This is a genomic window from Hyalangium ruber, assembly GCF_034259325.1.
Classification (GTDB): domain Bacteria; phylum Myxococcota; class Myxococcia; order Myxococcales; family Myxococcaceae; genus Hyalangium_A; species Hyalangium_A rubrum.
The window spans coordinates 216,346-242,289 of sequence record NZ_JAXIVS010000003.1 but is presented as its reverse complement, the minus strand read 5'-3'; the positions used below and the strand labels follow the sequence as shown (position 1 = coordinate 242,289).

At 69.3% G+C, this 25,944-nt stretch carries 22 protein-coding genes; 9 read left to right on the top strand and 13 right to left on the bottom strand.

Translation table 11 applies throughout. From position 1 onward, the window contains the following. Window positions 1-11 precede the first annotated feature (11 nt). From SYV04_RS09915 to gpmI, 4 genes are all read right to left on the bottom strand, one after another. Window positions 12-3,686, bottom strand: a complete 3,675-nt coding sequence (locus tag SYV04_RS09915) for a DUF3857 domain-containing protein (protein WP_321545431.1) — start codon at window positions 3,684-3,686, stop codon at window positions 12-14. Between the two features lie 247 nt (window positions 3,687-3,933). Beyond that, entirely contained in the window at window positions 3,934-4,476 is a 543-nt protein-coding gene (locus tag SYV04_RS09910; RefSeq protein WP_321545430.1) for a chemotaxis protein CheW, read from the bottom strand. Window positions 4,477-4,635: 159 nt separating this feature from the next. Then, window positions 4,636-5,373, bottom strand: coding sequence for a phosphoribosyltransferase family protein (locus SYV04_RS09905; RefSeq protein WP_321545429.1), 738 nt, complete (start codon window positions 5,371-5,373; stop codon window positions 4,636-4,638). A 94-nt stretch (window positions 5,374-5,467) separates the two neighbouring features. Next, window positions 5,468-7,006 carry a 2,3-bisphosphoglycerate-independent phosphoglycerate mutase gene (gene gpmI, locus SYV04_RS09900; protein ID WP_321545428.1) on the bottom strand — a complete coding sequence of 513 codons (1,539 nt, stop codon included), beginning with the start codon at window positions 7,004-7,006 and terminating at the stop codon, window positions 5,468-5,470. Between the two features lie 128 nt (window positions 7,007-7,134). On the opposite strand from gpmI, the gene SYV04_RS09895 reads away from it, so the two are divergent. Beyond that, window positions 7,135-8,100 carry a hypothetical protein gene (locus SYV04_RS09895; RefSeq protein WP_321545427.1) on the top strand — a complete coding sequence of 322 codons (966 nt, stop codon included), beginning with the start codon at window positions 7,135-7,137 and terminating at the stop codon, window positions 8,098-8,100. A gap of 17 nt (window positions 8,101-8,117) precedes the next feature. Here SYV04_RS09895 and SYV04_RS09890 read toward each other — a convergent pair whose 3' ends face one another. From SYV04_RS09890 to SYV04_RS09875, 4 genes are read right to left on the bottom strand one after another with little or no spacing between them, the layout of a single operon-like run. Next, a complete protein-coding gene (locus tag SYV04_RS09890; protein ID WP_321545426.1) occupies window positions 8,118-9,263 on the bottom strand; it encodes an RNA ligase RtcB family protein in 1,146 nt (381 codons plus the stop codon). 51 nt (window positions 9,264-9,314) lie between these two features. Beyond that, window positions 9,315-9,779, bottom strand: coding sequence for a 23S rRNA (pseudouridine(1915)-N(3))-methyltransferase RlmH (locus SYV04_RS09885; protein WP_321545884.1), 465 nt, complete (start codon window positions 9,777-9,779; stop codon window positions 9,315-9,317). After that, the gene (rsfS, locus tag SYV04_RS09880) at window positions 9,776-10,309 is read right to left on the bottom strand and encodes a ribosome silencing factor (RefSeq protein WP_321545425.1); all 534 of its coding nucleotides are present in this window, start codon (window positions 10,307-10,309) and stop codon (window positions 9,776-9,778) included. Before rsfS ends, SYV04_RS09885 begins: the two co-directional genes overlap by 4 nt. Before the next feature lie 15 nt (window positions 10,310-10,324). Next, window positions 10,325-11,593 (bottom strand): glutamate-5-semialdehyde dehydrogenase, encoded by a 1,269-nt coding sequence (locus SYV04_RS09875; RefSeq protein WP_321545424.1) that lies wholly within the window; start codon window positions 11,591-11,593, stop codon window positions 10,325-10,327. Here SYV04_RS09875 and SYV04_RS09870 point away from each other — a divergent pair. Beyond that, a complete protein-coding gene (locus tag SYV04_RS09870; protein WP_321545423.1) occupies window positions 11,592-11,930 on the top strand; it encodes a tetratricopeptide repeat protein in 339 nt (112 codons plus the stop codon). The genes SYV04_RS09875 and SYV04_RS09870 overlap by 2 nt on opposite strands. A gap of 5 nt (window positions 11,931-11,935) precedes the next feature. On the opposite strand, the gene SYV04_RS09865 is transcribed toward SYV04_RS09870, so the two are convergent. Next, window positions 11,936-13,129 carry a hypothetical protein gene (locus SYV04_RS09865; protein ID WP_321545422.1) on the bottom strand — a complete coding sequence of 398 codons (1,194 nt, stop codon included), beginning with the start codon at window positions 13,127-13,129 and terminating at the stop codon, window positions 11,936-11,938. Window positions 13,130-13,443: 314 nt separating this feature from the next. On the opposite strand from SYV04_RS09865, the gene SYV04_RS09860 reads away from it, so the two are divergent. Beyond that, the gene (locus SYV04_RS09860) at window positions 13,444-14,019 is read left to right on the top strand and encodes a glutathione S-transferase family protein (RefSeq protein WP_321545421.1); all 576 of its coding nucleotides are present in this window, start codon (window positions 13,444-13,446) and stop codon (window positions 14,017-14,019) included. Between the two features lie 74 nt (window positions 14,020-14,093). Here the strand turns inward: SYV04_RS09860 and SYV04_RS09855 are convergent, their stop codons facing one another. After that, window positions 14,094-14,816: an immunity 52 family protein gene (locus SYV04_RS09855; RefSeq protein ID WP_321545420.1), complete on the bottom strand. Its 723-nt coding sequence runs from the start codon at window positions 14,814-14,816 to the stop codon at window positions 14,094-14,096. 14 nt (window positions 14,817-14,830) lie between these two features. Then, window positions 14,831-16,273 (bottom strand): SitA5 family polymorphic toxin, encoded by a 1,443-nt coding sequence (gene sitA5 / locus SYV04_RS09850; RefSeq protein WP_321545419.1) that lies wholly within the window; start codon window positions 16,271-16,273, stop codon window positions 14,831-14,833. A 319-nt stretch (window positions 16,274-16,592) separates the two neighbouring features. Here sitA5 and SYV04_RS09845 point away from each other — a divergent pair, with 319 nt between their 5' ends. Both SYV04_RS09845 and SYV04_RS09840 read left to right on the top strand, forming a co-directional pair. Beyond that, window positions 16,593-18,065, top strand: a complete 1,473-nt coding sequence (locus tag SYV04_RS09845) for an FG-GAP repeat domain-containing protein (protein WP_321545418.1) — start codon at window positions 16,593-16,595, stop codon at window positions 18,063-18,065. 90 nt (window positions 18,066-18,155) lie between these two features. Then, on the top strand, window positions 18,156-19,166 hold the full coding sequence (locus tag SYV04_RS09840) for an ASPIC/UnbV domain-containing protein (RefSeq protein WP_321545417.1): 1,011 nt from the start codon (window positions 18,156-18,158) through the stop codon (window positions 19,164-19,166). Here the strand turns inward: SYV04_RS09840 and SYV04_RS09835 are convergent. Continuing rightward, window positions 19,121-20,629: a vanadium-dependent haloperoxidase gene (locus SYV04_RS09835; protein WP_321545416.1), complete on the bottom strand. Its 1,509-nt coding sequence runs from the start codon at window positions 20,627-20,629 to the stop codon at window positions 19,121-19,123. The two genes, SYV04_RS09840 and SYV04_RS09835, sit on opposite strands and share 46 nt — an antisense overlap. A 133-nt stretch (window positions 20,630-20,762) precedes the next feature. Here SYV04_RS09835 and SYV04_RS09830 point away from each other — a divergent pair, with 133 nt between their 5' ends. The 3 genes from SYV04_RS09830 (at window position 20,763) to SYV04_RS09820 (ending at window position 23,028) form a co-directional block, all read left to right on the top strand. Continuing rightward, window positions 20,763-21,350 (top strand): hypothetical protein, encoded by a 588-nt coding sequence (locus tag SYV04_RS09830; protein WP_321545415.1) that lies wholly within the window; start codon window positions 20,763-20,765, stop codon window positions 21,348-21,350. A gap of 131 nt (window positions 21,351-21,481) precedes the next feature. After that, window positions 21,482-22,249 (top strand): DNA/RNA non-specific endonuclease, encoded by a 768-nt coding sequence (locus SYV04_RS09825; RefSeq protein ID WP_321545883.1) that lies wholly within the window; start codon window positions 21,482-21,484, stop codon window positions 22,247-22,249. A 59-nt stretch (window positions 22,250-22,308) separates the two neighbouring features. After that, window positions 22,309-23,028, top strand: a complete 720-nt coding sequence (locus tag SYV04_RS09820; RefSeq protein ID WP_321545414.1) for a TetR/AcrR family transcriptional regulator — start codon at window positions 22,309-22,311, stop codon at window positions 23,026-23,028. Window positions 23,029-23,041: 13 nt separating this feature from the next. Here SYV04_RS09820 and SYV04_RS09815 read toward each other — a convergent pair whose 3' ends face one another. Then, on the bottom strand, window positions 23,042-24,451 hold the full coding sequence (locus SYV04_RS09815; protein WP_321545413.1) for an amidohydrolase family protein: 1,410 nt from the start codon (window positions 24,449-24,451) through the stop codon (window positions 23,042-23,044). 116 nt (window positions 24,452-24,567) lie between these two features. Between SYV04_RS09815 and SYV04_RS09810 the strand changes: the two genes are divergently transcribed. Next, window positions 24,568-25,938: an FAD-binding oxidoreductase gene (locus SYV04_RS09810; protein WP_321545412.1), complete on the top strand. Its 1,371-nt coding sequence runs from the start codon at window positions 24,568-24,570 to the stop codon at window positions 25,936-25,938. Window positions 25,939-25,944: the final 6 nt, after the last annotated feature.

The window sequence follows — 25,944 nt, the reverse complement described above, 5'->3', positions numbered from 1 at the left end:
GCCTAGGGCGTTCAGCGCGTGGCAGTCTGCCCCGGGCCGGGCTTCAGCACCACCTTGCGCCCGAAGGCCCGGTCCACCCGGCCGAGGAACTCGCGGAACGGGTGGTAGTCGTCCACCTTGATGCGCGCCTTGCTCAGCACCAGCTCGCCGTCCGCGATGAGCTTGCCGCCCTCCTCGCGGTAGGTGAGCCGTACCTTGCCCCACGGCGTCTGCTCGTCCAGGGTCTGCGGCAGCTCCGCCACCGTGTAGCCCGCCGGCAGCGTGTAGCGCAGCGTGAAGCGGTTCATCCACGGGCCCTGCATCTGCAAGTCGTAGCGGCGCTCGGCCAGCGCGGCGTACACCTGCTGGTAGGTGCGCCCGGTGCCGAAGGGCAGGAAGCGCAGCGCCCCGCCGTTGAGCACCTCCGCGTAGCGCGGGATGCTCATGTTGAAGTCCACCGCCACGTCCTCGTCCAGCCGCGTGGTGTCGTTGAGCTTCACCTCGTTCACCGTCAGCCCTGGGAAGCTCTGCGCCCAGGCGCGCTCAAAGGTGGACTTGCGCGTGGCCACCGCCCGGTACGCCCGGCGGTACTCCGGCGCCGTTTGTCCCGTCACCGTGCTCGCGCCCGCCACCACCGCGCTGCCGTCCGGCTTGAGCGTCACGTCCATCGTCAGCAGCGTGGCGTTGTCCTCCGCCTTCGCCTCGGGCGTGGTGAGGAAGGTGCTCGAGCCGTCCGTCGCGACGATGAGGACGTTGGCCACCCGGTCCGCGCTGGGCAGCTCGCGCGAGCCGTGGAACTCCGCCGTCCCGTCCAGGTAGAGCTGGAACTTGGGCACGTAGACGATGGCGTGGTTGAAGGCCGCCAGGCTCGCCGGCTCCTCGCCGATGCCTCCCAGCGTGCGCATGCGCAACAGCACCATGCGGCTCTCCACCCCCGCCAGCGTCAGCATGGTGTGGATGAGGCTCGCCTTGTCCTTGCAGTCGCCGAAACGCCGCGCCAGCACCCGGTCCACCCGGTAGGGCTTGTAGCCGTGGATGCCGAACTCCAGCGCCACGTAGCGCGTGTTGGTCACCACGAAGTTGTAGATGGCGTTCACCACCGCCCGCTCATCCTTGCGGTCCACGCCCTTGAGCACCTGCTCGACGGTCTGCTTCACCTCGTCGTTGGGCTTGAGCTGGTCGCGCACCAGGCCCCACCAGTAGCGGCCCACCTGGTCCCACGTCTTGTACGTGGACACGTGCAGCGGGGTGACGTTGTCCGTCCACCCCGGCATGCCCGGCTCCGGCACCACCTTGGGCACGCCCTTGCCCGTCCACCGGTACAGCGTACGCCCACCCTCCAGCTCCTCCTTCGTGGCGGCCAGCCCCGGCAGCTTCGAGGAGTTGGAGAACAGGGGCCGCTCCTTCGGCATGTCCACGAGGAACTGGTAGTGGACCTTCGGGTACATGCCCTGCATGTGCTCCACGTCGCCGTAGTAGTCCGAGAGCAGGTTCTCCTGCGCCGTGTCCTCCAGCCGGTACTGCAGCTCCAGCACGTCGCCGGGCGCCAGCGCCGGGAAGTTCAGCATCTTGTAGCGGGCGTCGTAGTACATGCCCGTCCACGGCTCGTTCATGTTGCGCTCGGTCTCGCCGTAGCTCTCCACCACCGAGCCGTCCGGCTTGGTCACGCGGGCACGGAGGATCTTCACCTCCTGCCGGTCCGGGGAGTACGCCACTGGCCAGGTGCGGAACGTCTCCACCCCGCGCATGTTGAGCACCTTCACCGCCATCTGGTGCAGCCGGCTCTGCAGGCCGCTCTTCTGCACGCGCACGTAGGTGCTCTCCACCAGGTACACCGCGTCCTCGGTGGGGTAGGCCTCGCCCTCCTTCATGAGCGGCGCCGCGTCCACCAGGTAGCGGGTGCCCGTGCTGGACTCACCCTTGAGGGTGCGCACCGTCTCCTTCAGGCCCGGGTTCTGCGGGCGCAGCGCCAGCGAGCGCTCGAAGGCCACCAGCGCCTCGTCCCGCTGCCCAGCGGCCAGCAACGCGCGGCCCTCGCGCTCGTACACCTCGGGCTCATCCGGCGAGAGCGCCTGGGCCTCGGAGAACAGGGTCTTGGCCGCGTCGGGCTGCCCGTTGGCGGCCTTGAGCTCCGCCAGCCGCACGCGCGAGTCGTTGTCGAAGGGGTTGAGCACCAGCTGCCGGGCGTACTCGCTCGCCGCCTCGTTCACCTGGCCCATGTCCGCCAGCGACGAGGCCAGCAAGCGACGGCTGGAGGAGTCGTCGTAGCGCAGCGCCAGCAGCACGCGCAGTCGATCCAGCACCTCCTGCGAGCGCTCCAGCTTGCGCGAGGCCATGGTGGCCGCGCGCACCACGCGGGGCACGCCGGGCAGCCGGCGGAACAGCTCCTCCACCTGGGTATAGGCACGCACCTGCTCGCCCAGCGCCTCGTAGGCGCGGGCCAGCGTCAGCGCCGCCGCGGCCGCCTCGGGCGTCTTCTTCACCACGGGCTCGAGCAGCGCGGGCACGCGCTCGGGGTGGCCCCGGTCCAGCTCGTGCTCGGCCAGCGCCACGCGCGCCGCGGCCGAGTCCGGCGCCGCCTTCAGCGCCGCTTCGAGGAACTGGCGCCGCAGGTTCAGGTCGTCCCGGTGGTTGGTGGCGGCCAGCAGCTGCAGGCTCTCGTCCGCCGGGGCCGCCCGCGCCGCGCGCTCGGCCTCCACCGTGGCGGTGTGCTCGCGCTCGTCATACGCGCGGAAGAAGGAGAGCACCGTGGCGTACTCGCCGCGCAGCGTCGCGTCCTCGGGCTTCTTGGCCACCAGCTCCTTGAGGGCCGAAGTCACCGTGGGCAGCGGCTGGGGCGTCGGCGCCGGAGCGCGCTCCAGGCCCGGGGGCGTAGCGGGCAGCACCGCGCGCACCGGTCCGCGCCCGCCGCTCACCGGCTCCTGGCGCAGGTAGAAGCCCAGCGGGCCTGACTCCTGGCACACCTTGAGCAGCACCCGGTTGAGGCCCTTGCGCAGGCGCACGGACACGCGCGACTGGTCCGGTCGGGGCAGGTTGTAGCGCTCCTCGCGCGCCGCCGGCTGGCCGTTCACCCACAGCCGGTACGCTCCGGAGGTGCCCAGGGCGAGCGCCACCCGCGTCTCCTCGGGCGCCTCCAGCCACGTGAGCGCGTAGGCCACCGCCTCGCGGTTGGGCCGCACCGCCGTGGCCAGGTCCACGTACCCATCCGTCGGCGTCACCGAGAGCCGACGCCAGGACACCTCGCGGCCCTTGGCGCCCGCGAACTTCGCGGACAGGTCCAACGCCGCCGCCTCCGGGCCGAAGTCGGTGTCACAGCCCGCCTTGCCCTCGTTCTCGAAGCCGCCGACGACATAGAAGTCGCCGAGGAAACCCAGCGCGCGGTGGACCTCGGCGGCGCGCACGGTGCGGCCGCGGCTGCGCTCCAGGTCCATCAACAGCATGGTGGCCGTGGCGCGCGTGCCCGGGTCCGCGGTGCGCTTGCTCGCAATCTGCGCGTAGGTGCTGACGAGCGGCGTGAGGTCCTCCAGCTCATCCACCAGGCCATGCATGCGGATGAGGTAGGCGGTCCCGCGGGGAGAGGAGGCGAGCTCGAGGGCCCGCGTCGCGGACGCTTGTGCCGACTCGGCGGCGGGGCCGGCGGCCTTCGCGGGCGCCAGGAGCGGGCAGGTGAGCACCAAGAGTGCGGCGAGCCATGTGAAACGCGACATCCGTCGTATTCCTCGTCCGTCGGTGGGTGGAAGCATCGGGCCCTGGGGGGAGCCGACGCCCATGAACAGGCGCCACGAGAACTGCCTTCCCCTGCATGCGGCCCCGGACGGCAGTCAGGCAACCGAAAACGTCACCGAGCGTGGAAAAGACGTCGCCCCGGGACACCCATCCTTCTAGAGGGACAGGCGCCAGCCGGGGCGTGAGGAGGCGGGGTTCAAGCCCGCCCAGGAGCAGAGCAGCCGAGCGTCAGACCGGGTGCAGGCCCTTCCGGGGAGCAGGGCGGTGCGACACCTCGGCGCAGGCGGCGAACTCGTCGGCCGCCAGCAACTCGGAAGAGGAGAGGATGCGGTCCACGTCCAGGAGCAGGACGAGCCCCTCGCCATGGCGGCCCATGCCGGCGATGAAGGAGTCCATGTAGCTGGTGACTCCGAAGGAGGGCGCCGACACCACCTCGCGCGGGCTCAGGTGTACCGGCGCGCCGAAGGTGTCCACCGTGAGGCCCAGCAGCATGGGCTGGCCGTCACGGTGGACCTCGACGACGAGCACGCCCGTGCGCGCGGCGGTGGAGCAGAACGCCTGGCCCAGCCGCGAGCCCAGGTCCACCACGGGGACCTTGTGTCCGGAGAAGCCGAGGGCCCCGCGCATGAAGCGAGGCGCGGCGGCCACATGGGTGACCGCGACATCCTCGAGGGCCTGGCGAACACAGCCCGAGGGAATGGCGTAGTGCTCCCCGCCCAGCAGGAAGGTGGAGTACCGCTCAGCCTCATCCGGCACCAGTGCCAGCGTCATGTGTCACCTCGGTCGCGAAGAGGATGCTGACCGGTCGTGAGTAACAGTGTAGCTGTGAAAATGTATACGCCTTGTAAACTCAGAAAACAAGATAAGGCCCGAAAGAGCGTCCAAAACTACCCGAGTTACTGGGTGGGACAAAGTAAGTGGACACCCGCCTCACGTAAGGCGGTAGGCGCGGGCGAGGGTGAGCACCTCGATGGCGGAGGCGCCAGCGGCCCTGAGGGCCTCAGCGGCGGCGCGGGTGGTGGCGCCAGTGGTGAAGACGTCGTCGATGAGCAGCAGGCCCTGGCCGGCGACGGCGGGGGAGGCGACGAAGGCCTCGGCCACGTTCTGGGAGCGCTCCACCTCGGAGAGCCCCACCTGGCGCTGCGTCTCACGGGCGCGGGTGAGGAGGCCCACGGGGGCCTGGCGCGAGGTGGCCTTGGCGAGAGCGCCCGCGAGCAGCTGCGTCTGGTCGAAGCGGCGCTCTCGGAAGCGGCGCGTGTGCAGCGGCAGCGCCACGAGCAGCGCGGGAGCCCGGGAGAGGAAGTTACGGGCCTCCTCCGCGAGCAGCTCCGCGAGGGGGCGGGCCAGCTCGGGGTGGTCCTCATATTTGAAGCGGTGGATGGCGCGAGCCACGGGGCCTTCATGAGCGAAGGGCGCCCAGGCCCGCGAGAAGGGCGGCGGGTGGAGGTGGCAGCGAGGGCACTTGTTGGAGGGAAATGCACCCGGCTCCGCGCACGTGCGACAGCAGGTCGGAGGCACGCGCTCCAGGGCGGTGTCACACGTCTCGCAGAAGGCGGCGCTGACAGGCAGTACCCGCGCGCAGGCCAGGCACGCGGGTGGGTACACCAACTCCAGCAGCCCTCGGAGGAGCGATGAGTCTCGGAAGCGCATCTCCGGCCGGAGAAGCATTCCGTGGGCCAGCGGGCTGCTGCTCAGGGGACTCCCACGGCGGGCGCTGACACCGTCCACGCCGTGGGACGCGGGTCCACCTTCTGAACCCGAATCAGAAGAGGCCCTGGCGGTTCATCTCCTTGGGCTGAGGCAACCCCATCACCTTGCAGAGCGTGGGGGCGATGTCCGCCAGCACGCCGGGGCGCAGCTTCTGCCCGCGGAAGGCCGGGTGGATGAGATAGAAGGGCACCGGGTTGAGCGTGTGCGCGGTGTGCGGCTCGCCTGTTACCAGGTCCTTCATCTGCTCGCAGTTGCCATGGTCGGCGGAGATGGCGAGCACCCAGCCGTTGCGCGCGCACGCGTCCCCGAGCTGCCCCAGGCACTCATCCACCGCCTTCACGGCCTTCATGGCGGCGTCCAGGTTTCCGCTGTGGCCCACCATGTCCGGGTTGGCGAAGTTCACCAGGGCGAAGTCGTACTTGCCCGAGTCGATGCGCCGCACGAGCTCGGACGTCACCTCGTGCGCCGCCATCTCCGGCTTCAAGTCATACGTCTTCACGTCGCGCGGCGAGGGCACCAGGTGCCGCTCCTCGCCGGGGTAGACCACCTCGCGGCCGCCGTTGAAGAAGAACGTCACGTGCGCGTACTTCTCCGTCTCCGCGGTGCGGAACTGCTTGAGGCCCTCGCGCGCCAGCACCTCGGGGAAGATCTCCTGCGGCTGCTCCGGCCCGTAGGCCACGGGCAGGTCGAACGTCTCGTCGTACTGGGTCATGCAGACGTAGCGCCCCAGCTTGAGCCCACCCCGGTCGAACTCCTTGAAGTCCGAGTAGGCCAGCGCACGCGTCATCTCTCGGGCGCGGTCCGCGCGGAAGTTGAAGAACATCACCACGTCGCCATCCTGGATGCGGCCCACGGGGGTGCCGTCGCCCTGGCTGATGATGGTGGGTTTGACGAACTCGTCGGTCACCTTCTCCGCGTACGAGGCGCGGATGGCCGACAGCGCGTCGGGCGCCTTGGGGCCCTGCCCGAACACCAGGGCGTCATAGGCCAGCTTCACGCGGTCCCACCGCTTGTCGCGGTCCATGCCGTAGTAGCGCCCGCCCACGGTGGCGATGCGCGCGGCGTGCGTCTCCTTGAGGAAGCGCTCCAGCTCCTCCACGTAGCCCAGCGCGCTCTGGGGCGGCGTGTCGCGCCCGTCCAGGAAGGCGTGGATGTAGACCTGGGGCAGGCCCCGCTCGCGCGCCGCCTTGAGCAGCGCGTACAGGTGTTCCATCGAGGAGTGGACCCCGCCCGGAGAGACGAGCCCCAGCAGGTGGAAGGCCTTGCCCTCGGACTTGGCCTTGTCCATGGCGGCGCGGATGACGGGGTTGCTGCCCAGCTCCCCCGAGGCGGCGGCCCGGTTGATGCGCACCAGGTCCTGGTAGACGATCCGGCCGGCGCCGATGTTGGTGTGGCCGACCTCCGAGTTGCCCATCTGCCCTTCGGGCAGGCCCACCGCGAGGCCGGCGGTCTGTAGCTCGGTGAAGGGGTAGCCGTGCGAGATGCGTTCGAGCTGAGGGGTTCCGGCCAGGAGGATCGCGTTGTCCTCGCGCTCCTTGCGGATGCCCCATCCATCCAGGATGCAGAGCAGGACCTTGTGCGCTGGTTTCATGGGAGGCAAACCTAACCACCCTGGCGCGTGCTGGGGGCGAAAAGTGCATGCTCCTCAGCCGGGCAGTCGTTCTCCGAACGGCGAAAGTTCCAAGCCCCTCTCGGCGCCGGGGCTAGAGTCCGCCCCCCATGCCTCGCCTCCACCGCGTTGTCCTCGCCCTGGCCCTCGCCGGGTTGCTTCCTCACTGTGCGACGTCCTCGGGAGCCGAGGGCTCGCCAGCACCCTCAGGTGACGCGGTGGGCCTGCGCTTCGCATGGCCGGCGGGTTTCACGGCGCAGGTGACTTCCACCACCGTGGAGGCCCAGGGCACCCAGCCCCCGGAGCGCAAGGAGCGACGGTTCCAGCTCCGGATGGAGGGGATGGGGGAGGAGCGAAAGGTCGTCACCGTGCCTGTTCCCGGTGAGGCGAGCACCTCAGCCACACCCGCCCAGCCGATGCTGACGCCCACCATGGTGGTGGGGGACTCGGGAGAGTTCAAGCGTGTCGAGGGCGTGGATCAGGCGCTGGGGGAGATGTTCAAGGACGCCGAGAGCCAGGGCGTTCCTCCCGAGCAACAGAAGGAGCTGCGGGGGCTGGTGGGCGGCGCGCTGGAGCAGGCCTCTCGGGACCGGTGGGACGAGCTGGTGGGCAAGTGGAACGGGCTCGCGCTCGAGCCGGGGAAGCCTGTCGAGCGCAAGGGGCGGATGACGGTGCCCTTCTTCGGCAACAGCCTGGACACCGTGGAGCGCCTGACGCTGAAGGAGCGCGTCCCCTGCGCCGAGGGCGAGTCGGAGAAGCGCTGCGTGCTGCTGACGCTGGAGGCCTCCCTGGATCCGGAGGGCACCCAGCGGGGAGGGCTCGAGCTGGTGAAGCGGATGAAGGCCTTCATGAAGGCCAACGCGGGCCTGCCGGAATCCGCGCTGCCAGAGATGACGGTGGAGCGGATGCAGCTCAACGGCATCTTCGAGCTCGTCACCGAGCCGGACACGCTGGTGCCGCACCGCCTCCGCCACCAGGGGCAGTCCCTCGTCGTGCTGAAGAGCGAGGAGGAGGGGACGCAGGACTTCCGGCTCCAGGGCGAGCGCATCGAGGTCTTCACTCCCGGCGCTCGCTGAGTCCCCCGTCGACTCCGTTACGAGCGCGCGTGGGCGCGTGTCTTGTACGTGAGCACGGGGGCCAGCGTGGCCACCACCCGGACGAGGCCCGCCTCCACCAGGTCCGTCACCACGCGGTCGATGGGCTTGTACGCGGGCGGCGCCTCCTCGAAGAGCAGGTCGCGGTCCTCGCAGATGACGTGACTCTTGAAGGAGGTGCGGGTGAGGGACTCGGCGCTGAAGCGCTCGCGCATCCGCTCACGCGCGTTGGTGCGGTTCCACTTGCGGCCGGCGCCGTGCGCCAGGCTGTACGCGCTCGCGGAGCCATCTCCCACCGGAAGCACCAGGTAGCTCAGCGAGCCGCGGCTGCCGGGAATCACCACCGGTCCCTGGTCCCAGGGCGCCGCGCCCTTGCGGTGCAGCCAGCAGGCACAGCCCTCCAGCTTCAACGGGGTGACGCTGTTGTGGCACACATCCAAGACGCGCCGGCCAGTGGCGCCAATCCCATCCAACATCCGCCGGGCCACCAGCGCGCGATTCGCTCGGCCCCATTCCACCGCGTGGTCATGCCGCGTCAGGTACTTCCGCGCATCCGCCGAGTCCTGCGCCAGCCCTCCCGCACCGTGCCGGTCCACATGGGCTCTCAGCGTCGCCTCGCCCAGGCCGCGTGAGCCGGAATGCACCAGCAGCAGCAACCGCTCCCCCTTCAGCCCCAGCGCATCGAACGTCTTCCCGTCATGCACCGCGTCCACCCGCTGTATCTCCGCGAAGTGGTTGCCCCCGCCCACCGTGCCCAGCGCCATCTCGAATCCCGAGGCCTTCACCCCGTGCTCGGCCAGGAAGCCATCCGTGTCCCCGTCCCACGGCCCCTCCAGGTCCAGCCTCGCTGCCCACCGCTCTGCTTTCGCCTTGCGCGCCAGCAGATCCACGTCCCACAGCCCCATCCCACAGCCGATGTCATTGCCCACCAGGTACGGATAGAGCAGACCCTCGGAGGCAAACGCGGCGCCCACCGGTGCTCCCTTGCCTGGGTGGAGGTCTGGCAAGCCCACCGCCAGGCGCATTCCGGGAGATCGCGCCACGGCTTCGAGCTGTCGGACGGCTTCGCCTTCGACCCACGATTGCGAGGAGGCGATGATGCGGACTTGGGCACTCGGGGGAGTCGAAGTGGGCGCGGTCATCATGACGCGCCCGACGCTCCGGTTTCGCGCGGCCTGACGGGGCCACCCCGCGCGTCACTTGTGGTACGGCTCACCTTTGAGGAGGGTGAACGCCCGGTAGATCTGTTCGATGAGCACCAGCCGGGCCATCCGGTGCGGCAGCGTCATCCGCGACAGGGAGAGCGTGAGGTGCGCGGCCTGGCGCACCGTGTCGTCCAGCCCCTCGTCCCCGCCGATGACGAAGTACAGGTCCTTGGCGCCATCCTGCGCCTTGGCCACGTAGCGGCTGAGCTCCACCGAGTCGAGCTGCTTGCCGCGCTCGTCCATCGCCACCAGCCAGTCCTGGGGCTTGCGGCGGCTCAGGATGGCCTCGGCCTCGGCCGCCTTCGCATCTCCCGGCTTGAGCTTCTTGCCGCTCGCCTCCGGCAATTCCACCAGCTCGAAGCGGGTGTAGTGGGCAAGGCGCGAGGCGTACTCGCGCACCCCGGGCTCGAACAGGCCCGAGCGGTCCTTGCCCACCGACAGCAGCCTTACCTTCAGGCGAGCTTCTCCCGAGGCGCGTCCGCCCAGAGGCCCTCGAGGTCATAGAAGGCGCGCGTCTCGGCGAGGAACAGGTGCGCCACCACCTCGCCGTAGTCGAGCAGCACCCACTGGCCCGTCTCCCAGCCCTCGGTGCCCGTGGGGTGCAGCGCGTCCTCTTCCTTCACCTTGGTGCGGACGCTCTCCGCCATGGCGCTCACCTGGCGGTCGCTCTCGCCCGAGGCCAGGACGATGTAGTCGGCGTACGAGGCCATGCCGCGCACGTCCAGCACCAGCACCTCGGTGGCCTTCTTGTCGAGCAGCAGCCGGGCCACCTTGTGCGCCAGCGCCTTGGCCTGAGGGTTCTCGGCGGGAGCCTCGACCTCGGGTGCCGCCTTGAGGAGCGCCTTCTTCCTGCGCGGTGGCTTCAGGGGGCTGGTCTTCTTGCGCGCCGCCGGCTTCTTCGCCGCCGGGGCCTTGCGCGCGCCCGTCGCCTTCTTCGCGCCACTCTTCGCCTTGGGCGAACTCGTCTTCTTCTTCTTCAGTGCCATGTGTGGAGCGCCACCCTAGCGCACCTGCCCCTTGCCGTGGACGACGTACTTTTGACTCGTCAATTCTCTCAGCCCCATCGGTCCAAAGGCGTGCAATCGGCTGGTGGAGATTCCAATCTCCGCTCCCAGTCCTAGCTCGCCCCCGTCATTGAAGCGCGTGGAGGCGTTCCACATCACCCCGCTGGCCGTCACCTCCCGGGTGAAGCGCCCCGCCACCCCCTCGTCCTCGGTGACGATGGCCTCGGTGTGCTCGCTGCCATAGCGGGCGATGTGTCCCAGCGCCGCGTCCAGGTCCTTCACCACCCGCACCGCGAGGATGAGGTCCAGGAACTCGTGCCCGTAGTCCCCTTCGGTGGCCGGCGTCACCGGCACTCCGGCGCGGGTGAGCACCGCCACCGTGGTGGGGCAGCCGCGCAATTCCACCTTCTTGTCCACCAGGGCACGTCCCACCTCGGGCAGGAACTGCTCGGCCACCCCGCGGTCCACCAGCAGGCACTCGGCCGCGTTGCACACGCCGGGGCGGCTCGCCTTCGCGTTGACGGTGATGCGCGTGGCCATGTCCAGGTCCGCCGCCTCATGCACGTAGACGTGGCAGACGCCCTGGTAGTGCTTCACCACGGGGATGCGGGCGTTCTCCGCCACGAAGCGGATGAGCCCCTCGCCGCCCCGGGGGATGCACAGGTCGATGAGGCCCTCCAGCTTCAGCAACTCCAGCAGGGACTCGCGCTCGCCCGCCGGCACCACCTGGACGCTGTGCGCCGGCAGCCCCGCCTCCTGGAGCCCCGCCGAGAGCGCCTCGGCGATGGCCTGGTTGGAGCGCGCCGACTCGCTGCCGCCGCGCAGCAGCACCGCGTTGCCGCTCTTGAGGCACAGCGCCGCCGCGTCGCTCGTCACGTTGGGCCGCGACTCGTAGATCATCAGCACCACGCCCAGCGGCAGCCGCACCTTGGCCACCTTCAGCCCGTTGGGGCGCTTCCACGTCTCCGTCACCTCGCCCACCGGGTCCTTCAGGTCCGCCACGGCTTCCACGGCGCGGGCCATGGACTCCAGGCGGCCCGTGTCCAGCAGGAGCCGGTCCAGGAAGGCCGCGTTCTTGCCCGCCGTGCGCGCGGCGGCCACGTCCTCGGCGTTGGCGGCGAGCAGGGTGGGGGCGGCCTTGCGCAGGTGGCGGGCCATGGCGCGCAGGGCGGCGTCCTTCTGTTCGGTAGAGGCGATGGCGAGCGCCCGAGAGGCCTCCCGAGCGGCCTGGGCGAGGGCCCGCACGTCTTCCTTGGCAACCGTCATGACTCTCCTCTATCAGAGGCGCATGAGCGATGCCCGGTTGGAGCAGTTCAAGCAGATGGCGGCCGAGTTCCCTGACTCGCCCATGGCCCACTTCTCCCTCGGCAAGCTGCTGCTGGAGCGCCGGGAGTATGCCGAGGCGGTGAAGAGCCTCGAGGCGGCCACCCGGTTGGACCCCCAGTACGCGGCGGCCCTCGTCTCCCTGGGCGACGCCTACGCCGGGGCAGGGCAGAACCCGCAGGCCCGCGAGGTGCTCACCCGGGCGCGGGAGGTGGCGCTGGCCCAGAGCCACCCCAGCCTCGCCGAGGAGATCGACGAGCGGCTCTCGGACCTGTCGTAGCGGGCCTACCGCGCCGGAGCTGGCTGCGGCAGGAGGTCCTTCGCCTCGCCCCGGAGCACGTCGGCCCGGTGCCGGATGTAGACGTCCGGGTGGGACGCGGCGCGGTGGAGCACATCGCCCAGCCGGGCCTGCAGCCCTGCGTCCATGGCGCGCCAGTCGATCAGCGCCAGCTTCGACAGGGCGTTGCGCTGCACGTCCAGGTCGGACTCGCGGATGAACGCGTCCAGCAGCCAGCGCGCCGTCTCCTTCACGGAGGCCGCGTCCGGCGGCGGGCACCAATAGAGGGCACGCATGGCGCCGGACTTCTCCGCGTCCACGCCCTGGCGCATGTACCAGAGCAGCCGCTCGTGGACGGCCGACTGGCCCACCCCGTGGACAGCCGCTTCCACGAAGTGGCGGTTGCGGCTTGGGTCCTGCTCGTAGATGGCCGCGCACACCAGCGGCTCCAGCAGTGCTTGGGGCAGTGACTCCGTCATCCGCACCAGGCGCACGACGAACCACTTCTTCCGCTCGTCATAGAGCGCGGTGCCCAGCCACTTGAGGTCCTCGGCGGACGCGTGGAGGTAGTGGACCGCCATGGCTGACAGGCGCGCGGCCTCCTCCACCGCTTCGGCCGAAGCCGGGGGCGGCTCTTTCTCGCCGGGGTAGGGGTAGACCGTGTGGAAGCGGCTCAGGCGCAGGAAGCTCTGGCTCCGCGTCTCCCAGTCCCGGGTGTCCGGGTGGCTGCGGGCGATGGCCTCCAGCACGGCGGCGCGCAGGGGCAGGCGCCCGATGCCCAGCATCTCCAGGGCCAGCTCTCCGTGCCCCGGGGTGTCCAGCGGATCCACGGACTCGGAGGCCACCTCCGGTCGGTCCGGCCGGAGCGTCAGCAGCAGCGCGCCCGAGGTCTGCAGGCCCAGCAGGTTGCCCTCGTCCTGGACGTGCAGGGTGGCGGAGACGGTGGGGCCGGACAGCTCCATCACGTTCCGCAGCAGCGGCTCGGGAGCGAGGGCCAGCTCCTCGAGGGCCGACTCCACCCGGGCTGGCTCGAGCCCGAGCGCGGCGCAGGCCGTGCCCGCGTGGCCCGTGTCCCGCACCAGGGCGCGCAGCAGATCTCCCGTTGTCAGCACGGGGCTTCGTGACAGCTGCGCGGCGCGGGCGAGGTTGTCTCCCACCTCGCGACCCAGTCCCTGCTCGCGTGCATAGGCCGACCAGTCCACCGCGATTCCTCCCTTGTCGAAGACCGGGGCTGCCCCCCAACTCGGCCCATGCTCGCACATCCCGGCCCGAATGCCTCGAACGCAGCCCTGCCCGAAAGGACGAGGCGGGGCGCGGGCCTCCTTCCGTTCCCCGCGCGACTCAGCGCACAGAAAATCCCCAATAGCTCCAGGCAGTTGGAGCTGAGTCCGGCCACCGATGCAGCCAGATTTACAGCCTATTGCCAGGGGACAGTCAGTCGCAGCTCTCGCTTGAGGAGACGGTGTCGAGGGGACAAGCTCGCGCGCCGTCCACCCTTCCCGGCAGGTTCCTCACGATGAAGCTCTACTTCAATCCCCAGAGTCGTGCGACCATCACCAAGTGGATGTTGGATGAGTGCGGTGCTCCGTACGAGCTCGTGCCCATCAGCCTCGAGAAGCGCGAGCACAAGACACCCGAGTTCTTGAAGATCAACCCCGCAGGCAAGCTGCCCGCGCTGGTGGATGGAGATGCCAAGCTCTTCGAGAACACGGCGATCTGTCTGTACCTGGCGGACAAGTTCCCCGAGGCCAAGCTGGCACCCCGGATCGGCGACCCTCAGCGCGGGCGCTACCTGTCGCTGATGGTGTACTCGACCTCGCAGCTCGAGCCGGCCATGGGGGACAGCTTGATGAAGCTCGAGACGCCTCCTCAGCGAGGGTGGACCGACTTCAAGACGGCCCTCGACGTCGTCGAAGGCGAGCTGGGCGCGGGTCCCTTCCTGTTCGGCGACTGGTTCACCGCGGCGGATGTGATGATCGGCTCGATGTTCATCTGGGCACGTCGGTTTGGTGGCACGCCGGATCGGCCCAAGCTGGAGGCCTACGTGGATCGCCTCCTGGCGCGTCCGCACGGACTCAAGCTGGGGAAGTGAGCGCCTCAAACGCTTCTCGAATTCTCCCGGGCGATGAAGCGTGTCGTGCGAGAGCGCAACCTACGGCCAGGCAGTCAACCTGCCTGCCAGGGTTGTAATGGCCGCAGTAGCCCGGCACGGTCCAGCAGTTCGTGAACCCGAGCGGCCAGCGTCACATGCTCCGGGTTGGAAGCGGTGAACCGCTCGGGTGTGAGGATGACGAGGGTGCCCTTGTCCTCCACAGGCTCGATGCGCACGGGGGCAGGCAGGGGGGGCACTGTGCCGCGCAGCCGCGAGAAGTACATCACCCAGCCCACGAAGGTGCCTGGATCGGGGAACCCCTTCACGGCCATCTGACGGTGCGCCTCAGAGGTCGCGACTCCCCACTCTGGATCCCAGGCCAGGGCCATGGTGCGCAACACCTCGGTCAAGACCGGGGCAGTCAGCACTCGCTCCCCGAGGCGCCCCTCTTCGTATGGCTTGAGCACGCATACGGATGGGAAATGGGGAGAGGGATGACCGCAACTGCCGTCAACGACGGACGTCTCCTCCAAATTCTCACCCGTCCACAGGTGGAATGAGAAACCAGAAGAGACCCGATTCTCTCTCTGTGCGAACAGCTTCTGGAAGTTCGCGGCGTCTGTCGTGAACTGGCGTTGGCGCGCCTCCTCAAAGGAGTCTGCCTTCTCACACCAGCGGGTCCACGCCGGATCACAGTGCCCCAGCAGGTGGAAGAAACGCTCCGCGCGCTGTGCGCAAGACGGGGCGGCTTCGGGCCGGGCGAGCCAATAGGAGCCAGCGTAATACGTTTCGATCATCCGACGGCTACTCCTCACGGGGTCGGGGGAGTCGGGGGAACATGAAGGACCTCGATCTTGAGGCCGTATCGCTCAAACATCTTCCGGAGTGCGCCTGCGAGTTTCTCCTCGGCGCCGATCCATCGGATGGGCGTTCCACGGGCGACGTCAAGCTGGCGGCGCGCTTGTGCAAGCAGTTTGTCGCGTCCCTGGAAGATCGGCAGAAAGTCCAGCTTCTGGGTGATCCACTGCGCGTAGCCGGGGCCCTTGACCTCGAGAAGCACACCTTGCTCGAAGCCATCGAAGTCCACCTCCTCGTCACCCACCTTGACGCGGTAGGCGTAGCCCTCGAGCGCCCCTGTCCTCTGGGCTTGATAGGTCCGGGCGCTCACGGACATGGACTCGTCCACCTGCACCCATCCCCCTGGGCCCTCGGAGCGGGGCGGCTCTTCGTGCGCACCAGCCTTGCCGCCTGAACTGTCACGCGCTGCCATGGCAACGGCGTTGGGGGCCAACGCAAGGGTGATGCCCTCGGAAGTGATGGCGACCGACTCCACTTGAGCCAGTGCTGGGGCCGTGAAGCGGATGTTCAGCTGGGCTTCGGCCACCACCGCCGCCTGCCCGGCTCCCGGCAACTTCGGGAGCGTTGTCGCCATGCCCGCCGCCGTGTTCCCCAGGGCCACTGTGCCCAGCATGACGAAGGCTCGCGCTGCCTTCTCCCCCATCGTCTCCCCGAACTTCGTTCCGGAGGCGTAGATGCCATCAAAGGTGGTGGCCTGATCCACTTCCTTCATCAGTACTCGCCACCCATCAATGAGGCGCCACACCGTGTCCCAGCCCAGGTAGGCCATGGCCCCCAGCGTCATCAGCGCGGCGATGCCCTTGCTCACCGGCTCGGGGAGTGCGAGCAAGATGGCGTACATGGTCAGACCGCCCACCACGGTGGCCACCACCGCCTGGGGACTCACCATCCGGGCGAGTTCCTCCTTCGTGGCCCCCAGCACCTTGCTGTGAGCAATCGCCATGGCCAGCGCGTACCTGGCATCCCCATCCAGGAAGGGCTTGTCCACCAGTAGCCGCAGGCAATCTCCGCCTCCCCATGCGTGCTCGCACCACAGCAGGTAGCGGCGCTTCAGCTCCTCGTCTTCGGGCAACAGACGCAGGTTCCTGGTGCTCCCCGGTGCCGAGGCCACGAGGCGTTGGCTCCTGCCGTCGTACCGGTACCAGCCGCTTCGCTCGGGCACCCCGAATACCTGCCGGGCGTACTCCAGGGGCCGCTCGACGGAAGGCACAGAGGCAGCATGGTGCGCGACGGCCTTCTTGAACTCCTTTTCGCTCACCGCCGCCAGTTCCACGTCGCGACGCGGGAGGTGGACGCCAGGCTCGCCTCGGCCTGTGTCCAAGCGGACGGCCTTCGTCGTGCTGCCGCTGCACCCGAAGAGGAACACCCAGAGCAGCAGAACTACCGAGCGTGGCATGTGGAGCCTCCAGGCCCCAGCATCTGCTCGCTCGGGGGCATACCTCGAGAACGTCGGCTACAGGCAGCGGGCGCTTTGCTTCCTCTACCCACGAGCAGGGTGCTCGTGGGGGGGGAGAGTCCCCAATAACTCCGGGCGGTTGGCGCTGAGCACAGCTTCACCGTGCAGCCAATTTACAGCCTATCGCCAGGGGAGTGCGCGAAGTGCGGGGCTAGAAGCGTGGTACGCCTCCTGCTGGACGCGGCGCGGCGTGCTACACTCCGCGTGAATGCGGAACCCCCTGCTCCCGCTTCTGCTATGCCTCGCGGCGTCCTCCGCCGTGGGCGCACCCAGCCGGGTTGCCCAGAAGATGCTGGATGATCTCGACTCCCGCGAGGCCCTGCAGGACTCGCTGGAGTCGTTCTTCGACACCCGCCTCTGTGGCCCGCTCAAGCAGGGGCGCTTCACCTGGCCCGAGGAGGTCGCCACTCCCGAAGCCCGCCTGCCCACCGAGTCCTTCGTCTCGCTCGCCTCATGCAGCGTGCGCGCGCTCGGCTTCGAGCCCGGGCCCAAGGACGCCACGGTGCGGATGCTCTTCGAGCTGGACGGGGTGGATCACCAGGGTGGCCGTCGCTCGGTCCGAGGCGAGGCGGCCGCCACCTTGAGCCGCCCGCGCCGGGACGCGTGGCGGTTGGAGCGCCTGGAGCCGGCCTGGAAGCAGGAGGTGGTCCGCCCCGAGCCGCGCTTCGTCGAGCAGGCCGAGAGCGTCGGGCTCGTGCTCCCTCCCGAGGCGGACGGCGAGGCCGCGGGCATGCAGGCGGCCATGAACAGCGGCGCCCTCGCCGTGCGCGACTTCAACGCCGATGGGCGGATGGACGTACTCGTCGCCGACGTGCGCGCCCTCTACCTGCTCCAGGCCACCGCGCCCCTGCGCTATGAGCGCACGCAGCTGAAGGTGTCGCCTCCCAAGGGCGCCTGGTTCTCTTCCCTGGCGGCCGGGGACTTCGACGCCGACGGGGACCCGGACGTCATCGTCACCACGCAGACCGCCTGGAATGCCGACTCCCGCCCGCTCGTGCTCCGCAATGACAAGGGCGTCCTCACGAGCGTCGCGTCGAAGCTGCCCGCCGCCAACACGCACACCTCGTTGACCACGGACTTCAATGGCGACGGCAAGCTGGACCTCGTCCTCATCCACTACCCGATGAAGTCCGAGCCGGACGACATGCTCGATGCGAAGGATGGCCGCCCCCCGCGCTTCTTCCTGGGCAAGGGGGACCTCTCCTTCGAGGAGGTTTCGCCGCCCAAGGCCGAGCGGCACCGGCGCTGGGGCCTGGCCGCCGTCGCGGCCGACCTGCTCGGAGAGGGGCGCCCCCAGGTCTATGTGGCCAATGACTTCGGGGACAATGATCTCTGGCGCATGGAGGCCGAGGGCACTCCGCGTGATGTGACGGACGCCCACGGCCTGAGGGATCCGGGCAACGGCATGAGCGCGGACGTCGGAGACGTGAACGGCGACGGGCGGTTGGACCTCTATGTCGCCAACATGTTCTCCAAGGCCGGCACGCGCGTGCTGGCCGCCGCGGCCCAGGTGCGCCCGGAGCTGAAGGCCCGGCTGGACAAGTTCGCCGCGGGCAACACGCTCTACCTCGCGCGCGAGGGTGGCGGCTTCGAGGAGGTGGCCCTGGCGCGCGGCGTGAACCGCGGCCTGTGGGCCTTTGGCTCCATCTTCCTCGACGCGGATGACGATGGGCGGTTGGACATCGCCGTGGCGAATGGCTTCTACAGCGCGCCAAATCGAAAAGATCTTTGAAGTGTCTACTGGCGCCAGGTCCTGGCGCTCTCACTCGATACCCAGTCGGTCAGCCGCAAGAGCACAGCGGCGACGACCACCCCCTATGTCATGGCGCAGGGGGGACCCTCTCCGCTGCGGCGTGAAGGGCTGACCGGCTACGAGATGTCCTTCTCGGGCTGGGAGCCCAAGAAGCTGTGGCTGCAGCGGCCGGATGGCTCCTTCGAGGAGTGCTCCTACACGGATGGCTTCGCCTCCCGCTTGGATGGCCGGGCGCTGGTGGCGCAGGACCTGGACGGCGACGGAGACCAGGAGCTGCTCATGCTCAACCGGGCCAAGCCGCGCCTCCAGCTCTTCGTGAACGAAGGGGAGGGGGGCCGCGCGATGGAGCTGCGGCTCAAGGCGCTCCAGGGGGATGCCGAGGCGAGCACCGCGACGGTGCGGGTGCGGACGGCGGCGGGCACGCGGGCCTTCCCGGTGCTGCTGACGCGGGGCTACGTGAGCGCGGTGGACCCCTCCGTGCATGTGGGCATGGGCACGGAGGAGCAGGCGGAGGTGGAGGTGACGTGGCGCCCCGGAGTGACGGAGTCCTTCGGCACGCTCCAGGCGGGCCGGCGCTGGGCACTGACGGAGGGTGGGGCGAAGGACTCCACCCCGTTCACCCCCCGCGCGCCCCGCGTGAGCGCGCCGAAGCTGCCGCTGAGCGTGGAGCAGGTGGGCGGTGTGAAGGATGGAAGGCCCACGGCGGTGCAGATCTTCGCCTCGTGGTGCAAGCCGTGCCGCGCGGAGGTGCCCATCCTGTCCAAGCTGGCCCAGGAGGGGCGGTGGCAGGTGCGCGGCCTGGCGGCGCACGCGCCGGAGCAGGTGCAGGCCGAGGCCGCGAAGCTGGCCATCTCCTATCTGGTGGCGGCGCTGCCGGCCGAGGTGGCGGATCCGCTCTCACCGGGTGGACAGCTCGCGCTACCCACGGTGCTGCTCTATGACGCGCAGGGGCGCCTGGTGCGCATCGTCCGCGGCGGCGAGGTGCTGGAGGCGGTGCTCGCCGAGCTCTCCGCCTCCGGAGCACCCGCCGGTGCTCAAGGGGCGCCGGGCGTCGCGACGCCGGGAGCGCCGTTGAAGTAGGCCTGCATCCGAGGCCAGGTGAAGTTCGCCACCTTGCGCCCGAGCGCCAAGCCTTCCACGTTGTCCGCCTGGATGTGGTAGCCGCCCATGACGCGGGAGATGCCCGCCATCTCCGCGGTGGCGCTGAAGGTCGGCAGCTTCAGGGACACCACGCAGCCCTGGCTCGCCCCGGCGGGAGCCTGCCCCAGGCCCTGCTGGATGGCGGTGCATGGGAAGTCCGCCTCCGTGAGCTCGCCCGCGGTGCGCTTCTCCACCTCACCGAAGGTGTCGCTTCCCGTGGACAGCTCCAGCACCTTGGCGCACGCGGCGCTCACGGTGCTGTGCCCCGAGACGTAGCCCGGGAAGGGCGGGGTGATGAAGGTGGAGGGCGAATAGGGGTGCCAGGACTCCGCGGGCAGCTCGATGACGCCCTTGCCGGGCCCTGCCCAGCCCTTGATTTTCCGGCCCGCGTAGTAATGCCGCACCAGCGTCCACGGGCGGGAGGTGTCATAGAAGCGCTTGGCCTCCCAGGAGGCGATGAAGGCATCCATCGCCACGTTGGCCACGGCGAAGTACAGCTTCACGTCCTGCTCGAGCGTATGGCGGTCGCGGCGCGAGACGGCCTGCGCGAACTTCAGCCAGTGCCCGGACTGTCCGGTGGACCGGGGACCGTCGCGCATGAACTCGACGATGGCCTTCTGCTCGGGGGTGAGGCTGGCGTTGTAGGCGATGATTTCATCCACCTCGGCGAGCAGCTGCTTCGAGCCCACGAGGGGCGGCGGGGGCGGGCGGAACTGGTCCGGCCGCTCGAGCGCGAAGGGCTTCACCCGGTACCAGTGCGGCGTGAGGAAGCCGGGGGTGACCTTGCCGCCCTTGCCGTTGTCGAAGGTGATGGGCTGCCAGCGGTCGGCGTCGAGCAGCTCAAGGTGTGAGTTGACGGGGGTGTAATAGGTGTAGTCGGAGTAGGCGCCTCCCTTGGAGCCGCGCTCGTCCCCGAGCTGGTTGGCGCCATCCTGGTGGCGATAGGCGATGACGGCGGCCGCGGCGGCGTTGCCCACGCCCTGCGGCGTGGCGAGGTCCTTCGAGGTGTCATTCGGGTCGAAGCCCATCTTGCGCATCTGCTCGGCGCACCACGCCTGGTCCTGGGGGTACACGTCCACCAGGGCGCGGTAGGTGGCGTAGGCGATGGCCTTCTCTCGATTCGCCAGCGTCCGCTCCGCCGCGGGCCGCCGCAGCGTGGCGCCCAGGCGCGTGCCCACGGCCTTGTCGTCATACGCGGCCCAGGCGTCGTACATGGCCGTCATGGCGATGGCCAGGGTGCGCGAGAGGATGGTGGGCCGCGCGCCGTTGCGATCCACCTCCCGAGCGGTGGCTTCCAGGGAGATGTCCAACCACCGCGAGGCGGCGGATGGCGAGTACCGCGACGCTTCGGCCTTGGCCGGAGCCTGCGCATGGGCAAGCGAGCCCGTGAGGAGGAGCGGCACGAGGCCAGCGATCAAAAGACAGCGTCTCAGCATGGGGGCTTTCGGCAGGGGTGCGGGCGGATGCTATCCCATCCCCCAGAGGCGAGGACTGATGGCGGATTGGAATGGCCAGGCGGTGCTTTAGGATGGGCCCATGCTCCGTTCCGCACCGCGTACGACGCTTCCGTGGCTGGCATTGGCCCTGCTCACCGCTTCCTGTGATTCGCCCAAACCCACGGGCGAATGCACGGGCACCCACTTCGGCCAGCGCGTGAGCTGGCCCATCGCCTTGAACTCCGTGCAGAGCGACGCCCTCGAGGCGGACGGCAGCGAGCACACGTTGGTGGACCTGAACTACAAGCCCGAGGGCGTCCAGGGCCTCCAGAACTTCGGCGTGGACATCCGCTTGATGGGCAAGCCCCAGTTCGAGGCGTCCGGCGCGCGGACCGTGAAGCTCCTGGCCCGAGAGGGCATGCTGGTCCCCGAGGAGACTTCGCTGGTGCGCGCATGGGATGGGAACATGGGCGCGACGAGCGGCTATCTCACGCCGCCCGGAGTTCCGGTGGAGGCCTCGGTGACGCTGAACCGAATGACCCCGGATCACGCGGAGGGCCAGTTCACCTACCGCTACTCGGACGGAGCCACGCTGACGTGTACCTTCGATGTGCCCGACCGCGTCTATGACGTCGATGGAGACATTGGCGGTGGCGGCGGGGGGTTCGACGACGACGATGACGATTGAGTAGTGGGTGCGGTGTGACACCGCACAATCTCAATTCCTAAAATTTTGGTTCTATCCCCTCACGGGTAGAGTCATGTGCGCAACGTGTCCACATGCAGCGTCCCTGCGGAAGGAGCGGTGAATTGCGCACCATGACCCAGTTAGCGGTTGCGGCGGTGTTTGGCCTCTGGCTCGCCGGTTGTGGAGAGGCCCCGGATCTGGGGGGCGACGAGGTCGCCAGCCAGATCGAGCGGGACTTCGGTGGCCCCAGCGCGGTCATGGAGTTCTTCGAGCGCCACACCGAGCAGGAGATTCAGGAGGCGTTGGCGCCCTACGGCGTTGGGTTCCAGCTCCACGGGGACGTCAACGCCGCCCTCATCACCGATTGTCCGCAGTACTTCCCCTCGGGCGACCGGAATGTCTGGCACAGCCTGAACGGCGAGTACTACTTCATCGACAGCGCGGGGCGGCCGAACCGGGCGTACTCGTACCTGCCGCCCATCGCCGCCGAGGCGCGCTCCGACTCCTGTCAGGCGAGCGTGGGGCAGTGGGGCGACGCGGCCAACCCCAGCAACGACTATGACGGGGGACACCTCATCGGCTCGCAGCTCGGGGGCTGGGGCAAGCGGGCGAACCTGGTGCCGCAGGATGCGAACTTCAACCGCGGCAACTGGGTGACGCTCGAGAACAAGATGGCCAAGTGCGCGGCGTTGCCGAACGGCCGGATGCGCTACACCATCGGTGCGAACTATCCGAACAGCACCACGCTCATTCCCAACACCATGACGATGGAGTTCCGCAATCAGTCCTCGGGGGCCAGCGTGCTCCTGTCCTTCACGAACACGGACTACGGCGGCACGAGCGGCACGAGCGAGAAGAACCGCGGCGTGACCTTCCTGACGAACCAGGGGTGCAACTAGGTCAGGTTGCGCCCTCTCACCAGCGCTCCTCCCCCGCCTGCGCGGCTATGCTCGGGCGCATGCCTTCCCAGGAGCGCAAGCCACGCCGCGTTCGCGCGCCTCGTCCACGACTCTCGCGCTCTCTCGTGGTGGCGGCCGGCATCGAGATTGTCCGCGGCGAGGGGCTCCGACAGCTCTCGATGCGGGCCCTGGCCGAGCGGCTCGGGGTCACCCCCATGGCCGTGTACAAGCACGTCGAGAACCGGGACGAGCTCGTGCTGTGGGTCGTCACGGAGATCTTCTCCACCCTTGCGCTCCCCGATGAGCGGTTGGAGCCGTTGGCGTGGCTTCGGGAGCTCGCGGGGCGCGTGAGAGCGCTGGGCCTCGAGAACCGAGGCGTCATGGACTTCCTCCTGGATGAGGGCCCCGTCGTTGCCGGCACCCTCGTGCTTCTGGACCGGACGGTCCGCAAGCTGCACGACGCGGGGGTGCCGTGGGAGGAGGCCGGAGAGCTGCACAACACCTTCTTCTCCTGGCTCGCCGGCGCGGTTCGCCGACAGGAGCAGTGGGAGGCACGGCGCTCGGATGCCTCCCCGCTGTTCCAGCGGTTCTTCGCGGCGGCCGCGGCGATGTCTCCCTCGGAGTACCCCGGCATTGCCCACTCCCTGCCGCACATGCAGGCCATGGATGTCGAGGCGGAGTTCGAGACCAGCCTGGGCTTCATGCTTGAGGGGATTCAGCGGCGCATCGAGGCGAGCCGGAGCGCATCGCCGAGAGGCCGACGGACACGCCAGACCTGAGCTCCCGCCCGCGCTACCGAGCATCCTTGGCGGGGGTGAGCCCGCTGCCGGTGTCCCAGTGCTTGGTGAGCTCCTCGCGCTCGCTGAGGAGCGTCGCGCTGCCTCCCACGCGCTCGAGCACCGCGTCACGTGCCTCGAGCAGCCTTCGCCGGACCGCCGCCAGGTCGACGTCGAGCAGCGCACCCCGGTGCTTCACCCACCTGCCGCGGACCATCACCGACTCGACATTGCCTGCATGGGCCTGCAGCACGACCGCGTCTCGCGGCCGGTTGAGCGGTGTCATGTTCAGCGCGTCGGCGGCGAGCACGATCAGGTCCGCGTCCTTGCCAGGTCGGATCGAGCCTGTGCGGCGACCCAGCCCGATGGCTTCCGCGGCGTCGCGTGTCACCAGCTCGAGGACCCGAGCGGCCTTGAGTTCGAGTGCCCGTGGCAGCCCCTCGCGGGCGTTCACCTGGGCCCGCTCGACCTGTAGGGCCAGGCGCATCGCGGTGAACAGGTCGCCGCCATTGCTCGACACCACGTCGCAGCCAAGCGTGGTCCGGACGCCGTTGCGCAGGGCCCGTCCGGTGATGGGGAAGCCCATGCCCATCTGCATCTCGGTCTCTGGAGTCACGGAGAGCGAACCCCCGCTGTCCGCGATGCGCTTCAGATCCTCCTCGGGGCTCCACGTGCAGTGGACGAAGAGGACGTCGGGTCCGAGCAAGCCCTCGGCCGCCATCTTCTGGATCTCGCTCGGGCCCTGCACGGGCCACGCCGAGCAGTGCAGGGTGATGGGGACGCCGAGCTCGCGCGCCGAGAGGAGCTCCGCCCGGCTCGATTCCCAGGGGATCTGCATCTCGGTCAGGGCAATGCCCAGCCTGACCAGGCGGTCATCCGAGGACAGGCGCGTGGTCCGCAGGCGGCGGGCCTCCTCCATCCGGCTCGCGGGGGTCGGCAGTGCGGAGCTCTCTCGGGCTCCAGGCGCATAGCCGTAGGAGAAGAGCGCCCGAATCCCAGCGTCCTCGAGCCCCGCGAGCGCGGCATCCGCGTGCTCGGGCGAGTCGATGCAGTGGGAGTAGTCGACGAGCGTCGTAATGCCAGCGTCCAGCGCTTCGAGCGCGCCGGCCAGATTGGCGGCGTAGAGGTCGCGGGCCTGGAAGGCCGGCGCGAGCTTCACGCGCACGGCCGCCAGATAGTCCATGATGGTCCAATCCCCGCCCAGGGCGCGCAAGGGCGTCTGCCACGTGTGCCGATGCGTATCGATGAAGCCGGGCATGAGCAGCTTCCCGTCGAGTTCGAGGATGCGGCAGTTGTCCACGCGCAGGTCGGGCCCGAGCGCGGCGATCACTCCGTCCTCGATCAGCACATCGCCCCGAGGCAGGTCGGCGAAGTCGGGATCGCACGTCAGGATTTGCGCACCACGGAGCAGCCATCGATCGCTCATTCGAATCTCCTCAGAGGCAGGAAGGTATACAGTGTATACCATGAGCGATGAGGCCGGGGTGCGAGGAGCGCCAGGCTCTACGAAGGAAGTGCCTCGCCATGCTAAGGTCCGCGCCCATGCGCGCGAACCTGCTGGGTGACCTCGCGGAGGTGTTGCCGCCCGAGGGACTCATCACCGACGCCGATGTGCTCGAGGCTCACCGTCGGGATCAGGCCACGTGGACGAGCGCTGGCGTACCCCACGTCCTCGCCCGCCCCAGCTCCACGAGCGAGGTCCAGGGCGTTCTTCGGGTTGCCTCCGCCCACCGTGTCCCCGTCGTCGCTCGTGGGGCGGGCTCGGGGCTCTCGGGCGGCGCCAACGCCCTGGATGGCTGCATCGTGCTCTCGCTCACGCGGATGAATCGCATCCTGGAGATCGATCGGCGCGGCCTGTTCGCCGTCGTCCAACCTGGGGTGATCAACGCCGCGCTCAAGACCGCCGTGGCCGAGCAAGGGCTCTGGTACGCGCCAGACCCCGCGAGCTGGGAGTTCTCCACGATTGGCGGCAATCTCGCCACCAACGCTGGAGGCCTGTGCTGCGTGAAGTACGGCGTCACCGGCGATGCCGCGCTCGGGTTGGAGGTCGTCCTGGCGGCGGGCTCCGTTCTCCGCACTGGGGGCCGCACGGTCAAGAACGTCGCCGGTTATGACCTTACCCGGCTGTTCGTCGGCTCCGAGGGCACGCTGGGTGTCATTACCGAGGCCACGCTGCGGCTGCGACCGCGTCCTCCTCCCGCCACGACGCTGGTGGCCTCGTTTCCGACGCTCGTGGGAGCGGGCGCGGCGGTCACGGAGATCATGGCCAGCACCCGGCCCTCGCTCCTGGAGTTGATGGACCGCGCCACCGTCCGAGCCGTCGAGGCCATCCGGCCCATGGGGCTGGACATGGACGCGGCGGCGCTCCTGCTGGCTCGCTCGGACGCGGGGGGAGAGCAGGGCGTGGCGGAGTGCGCGAGGATGGCAGCCGCCTGCGAGGCCTCCGGAGCCACCTTCGTCGCGCAGTCCGCGGATGAGGCCGAAGGGGAGCTGCTGCTGGGCGCGCGCCGGTTCGCCTACCCCGCGCTGGAGAAGCAGGGGACGACGCTGCTGGATGATGTCGGCGTGCCGCTCTCGCGCATCGCGGATCTGCTCTCGGCCGTCGAGCGCATCGCCGAGCAGCGCGGCGTGCTCATCGGCACGTTCGGGCATGCGGGGGATGGGAACATGCACCCCACGCTCGTCTTCGATCGGAACGACCCGGAGGCCGTGGCACGGGCTCAGGCGGCCTTCGAGGACATCCTCGTCGTGGTGGGAGAGCTGGGGGGAACCATCACCGGAGAGCATGGCGTCGGCGTGCTCAAGCGCGCGTACCTGTCCCGGCAGCTCGGCTCCGAGGCGACGCGGGTCCACCTCGCCATCAAGGCCTCCCTCGACCCGCTCGGCATCCTCAACCCCGGCAAGATGCTCTGAGCGCGC

Excerpts from the sequence above, each read along its gene's own strand:
- SYV04_RS09855 (WP_321545420.1), bottom strand. The coding sequence starts at position 14,816 with ATGATCGAAACGTATTACGCTGGCTCCTATTGGCTCGCCCGGCCCGAA.
- SYV04_RS09830 (WP_321545415.1), top strand. The coding sequence starts at position 20,763 with ATGCTCCGTTCCGCACCGCGTACGACGCTTCCGTGGCTGGCATTGGCC.
- SYV04_RS09875 (WP_321545424.1), bottom strand. The coding sequence starts at position 11,593 with ATGACGGTTGCCAAGGAAGACGTGCGGGCCCTCGCCCAGGCCGCTCGG.
- SYV04_RS09910 (WP_321545430.1), bottom strand. The coding sequence starts at position 4,476 with ATGACGCTGGCACTGGTGCCGGATGAGGCTGAGCGGTACTCCACCTTC.
- rsfS (WP_321545425.1), bottom strand. The coding sequence starts at position 10,309 with ATGGCACTGAAGAAGAAGAAGACGAGTTCGCCCAAGGCGAAGAGTGGC.
- SYV04_RS09860 (WP_321545421.1), top strand. The coding sequence starts at position 13,444 with ATGAAGCTCTACTTCAATCCCCAGAGTCGTGCGACCATCACCAAGTGG.
- SYV04_RS09825 (WP_321545883.1), top strand. The coding sequence starts at position 21,482 with ATGACCCAGTTAGCGGTTGCGGCGGTGTTTGGCCTCTGGCTCGCCGGT.
- sitA5 (WP_321545419.1), bottom strand. The coding sequence starts at position 16,273 with ATGCCACGCTCGGTAGTTCTGCTGCTCTGGGTGTTCCTCTTCGGGTGC.
- gpmI (WP_321545428.1), bottom strand. The coding sequence starts at position 7,006 with ATGAAACCAGCGCACAAGGTCCTGCTCTGCATCCTGGATGGATGGGGC.
- SYV04_RS09815 (WP_321545413.1), bottom strand. The coding sequence starts at position 24,451 with ATGAGCGATCGATGGCTGCTCCGTGGTGCGCAAATCCTGACGTGCGAT.
- SYV04_RS09810 (WP_321545412.1), top strand. The coding sequence starts at position 24,568 with ATGCGCGCGAACCTGCTGGGTGACCTCGCGGAGGTGTTGCCGCCCGAG.
- SYV04_RS09870 (WP_321545423.1), top strand. The coding sequence starts at position 11,592 with ATGACTCTCCTCTATCAGAGGCGCATGAGCGATGCCCGGTTGGAGCAG.
- SYV04_RS09905 (WP_321545429.1), bottom strand. The coding sequence starts at position 5,373 with ATGCTTCTCCGGCCGGAGATGCGCTTCCGAGACTCATCGCTCCTCCGA.
- SYV04_RS09840 (WP_321545417.1), top strand. The coding sequence starts at position 18,156 with ATGGCGCAGGGGGGACCCTCTCCGCTGCGGCGTGAAGGGCTGACCGGC.
- SYV04_RS09915 (WP_321545431.1), bottom strand. The coding sequence starts at position 3,686 with ATGTCGCGTTTCACATGGCTCGCCGCACTCTTGGTGCTCACCTGCCCG.
- SYV04_RS09890 (WP_321545426.1), bottom strand. The coding sequence starts at position 9,263 with ATGATGACCGCGCCCACTTCGACTCCCCCGAGTGCCCAAGTCCGCATC.
- SYV04_RS09895 (WP_321545427.1), top strand. The coding sequence starts at position 7,135 with ATGCCTCGCCTCCACCGCGTTGTCCTCGCCCTGGCCCTCGCCGGGTTG.
- SYV04_RS09820 (WP_321545414.1), top strand. The coding sequence starts at position 22,309 with ATGCCTTCCCAGGAGCGCAAGCCACGCCGCGTTCGCGCGCCTCGTCCA.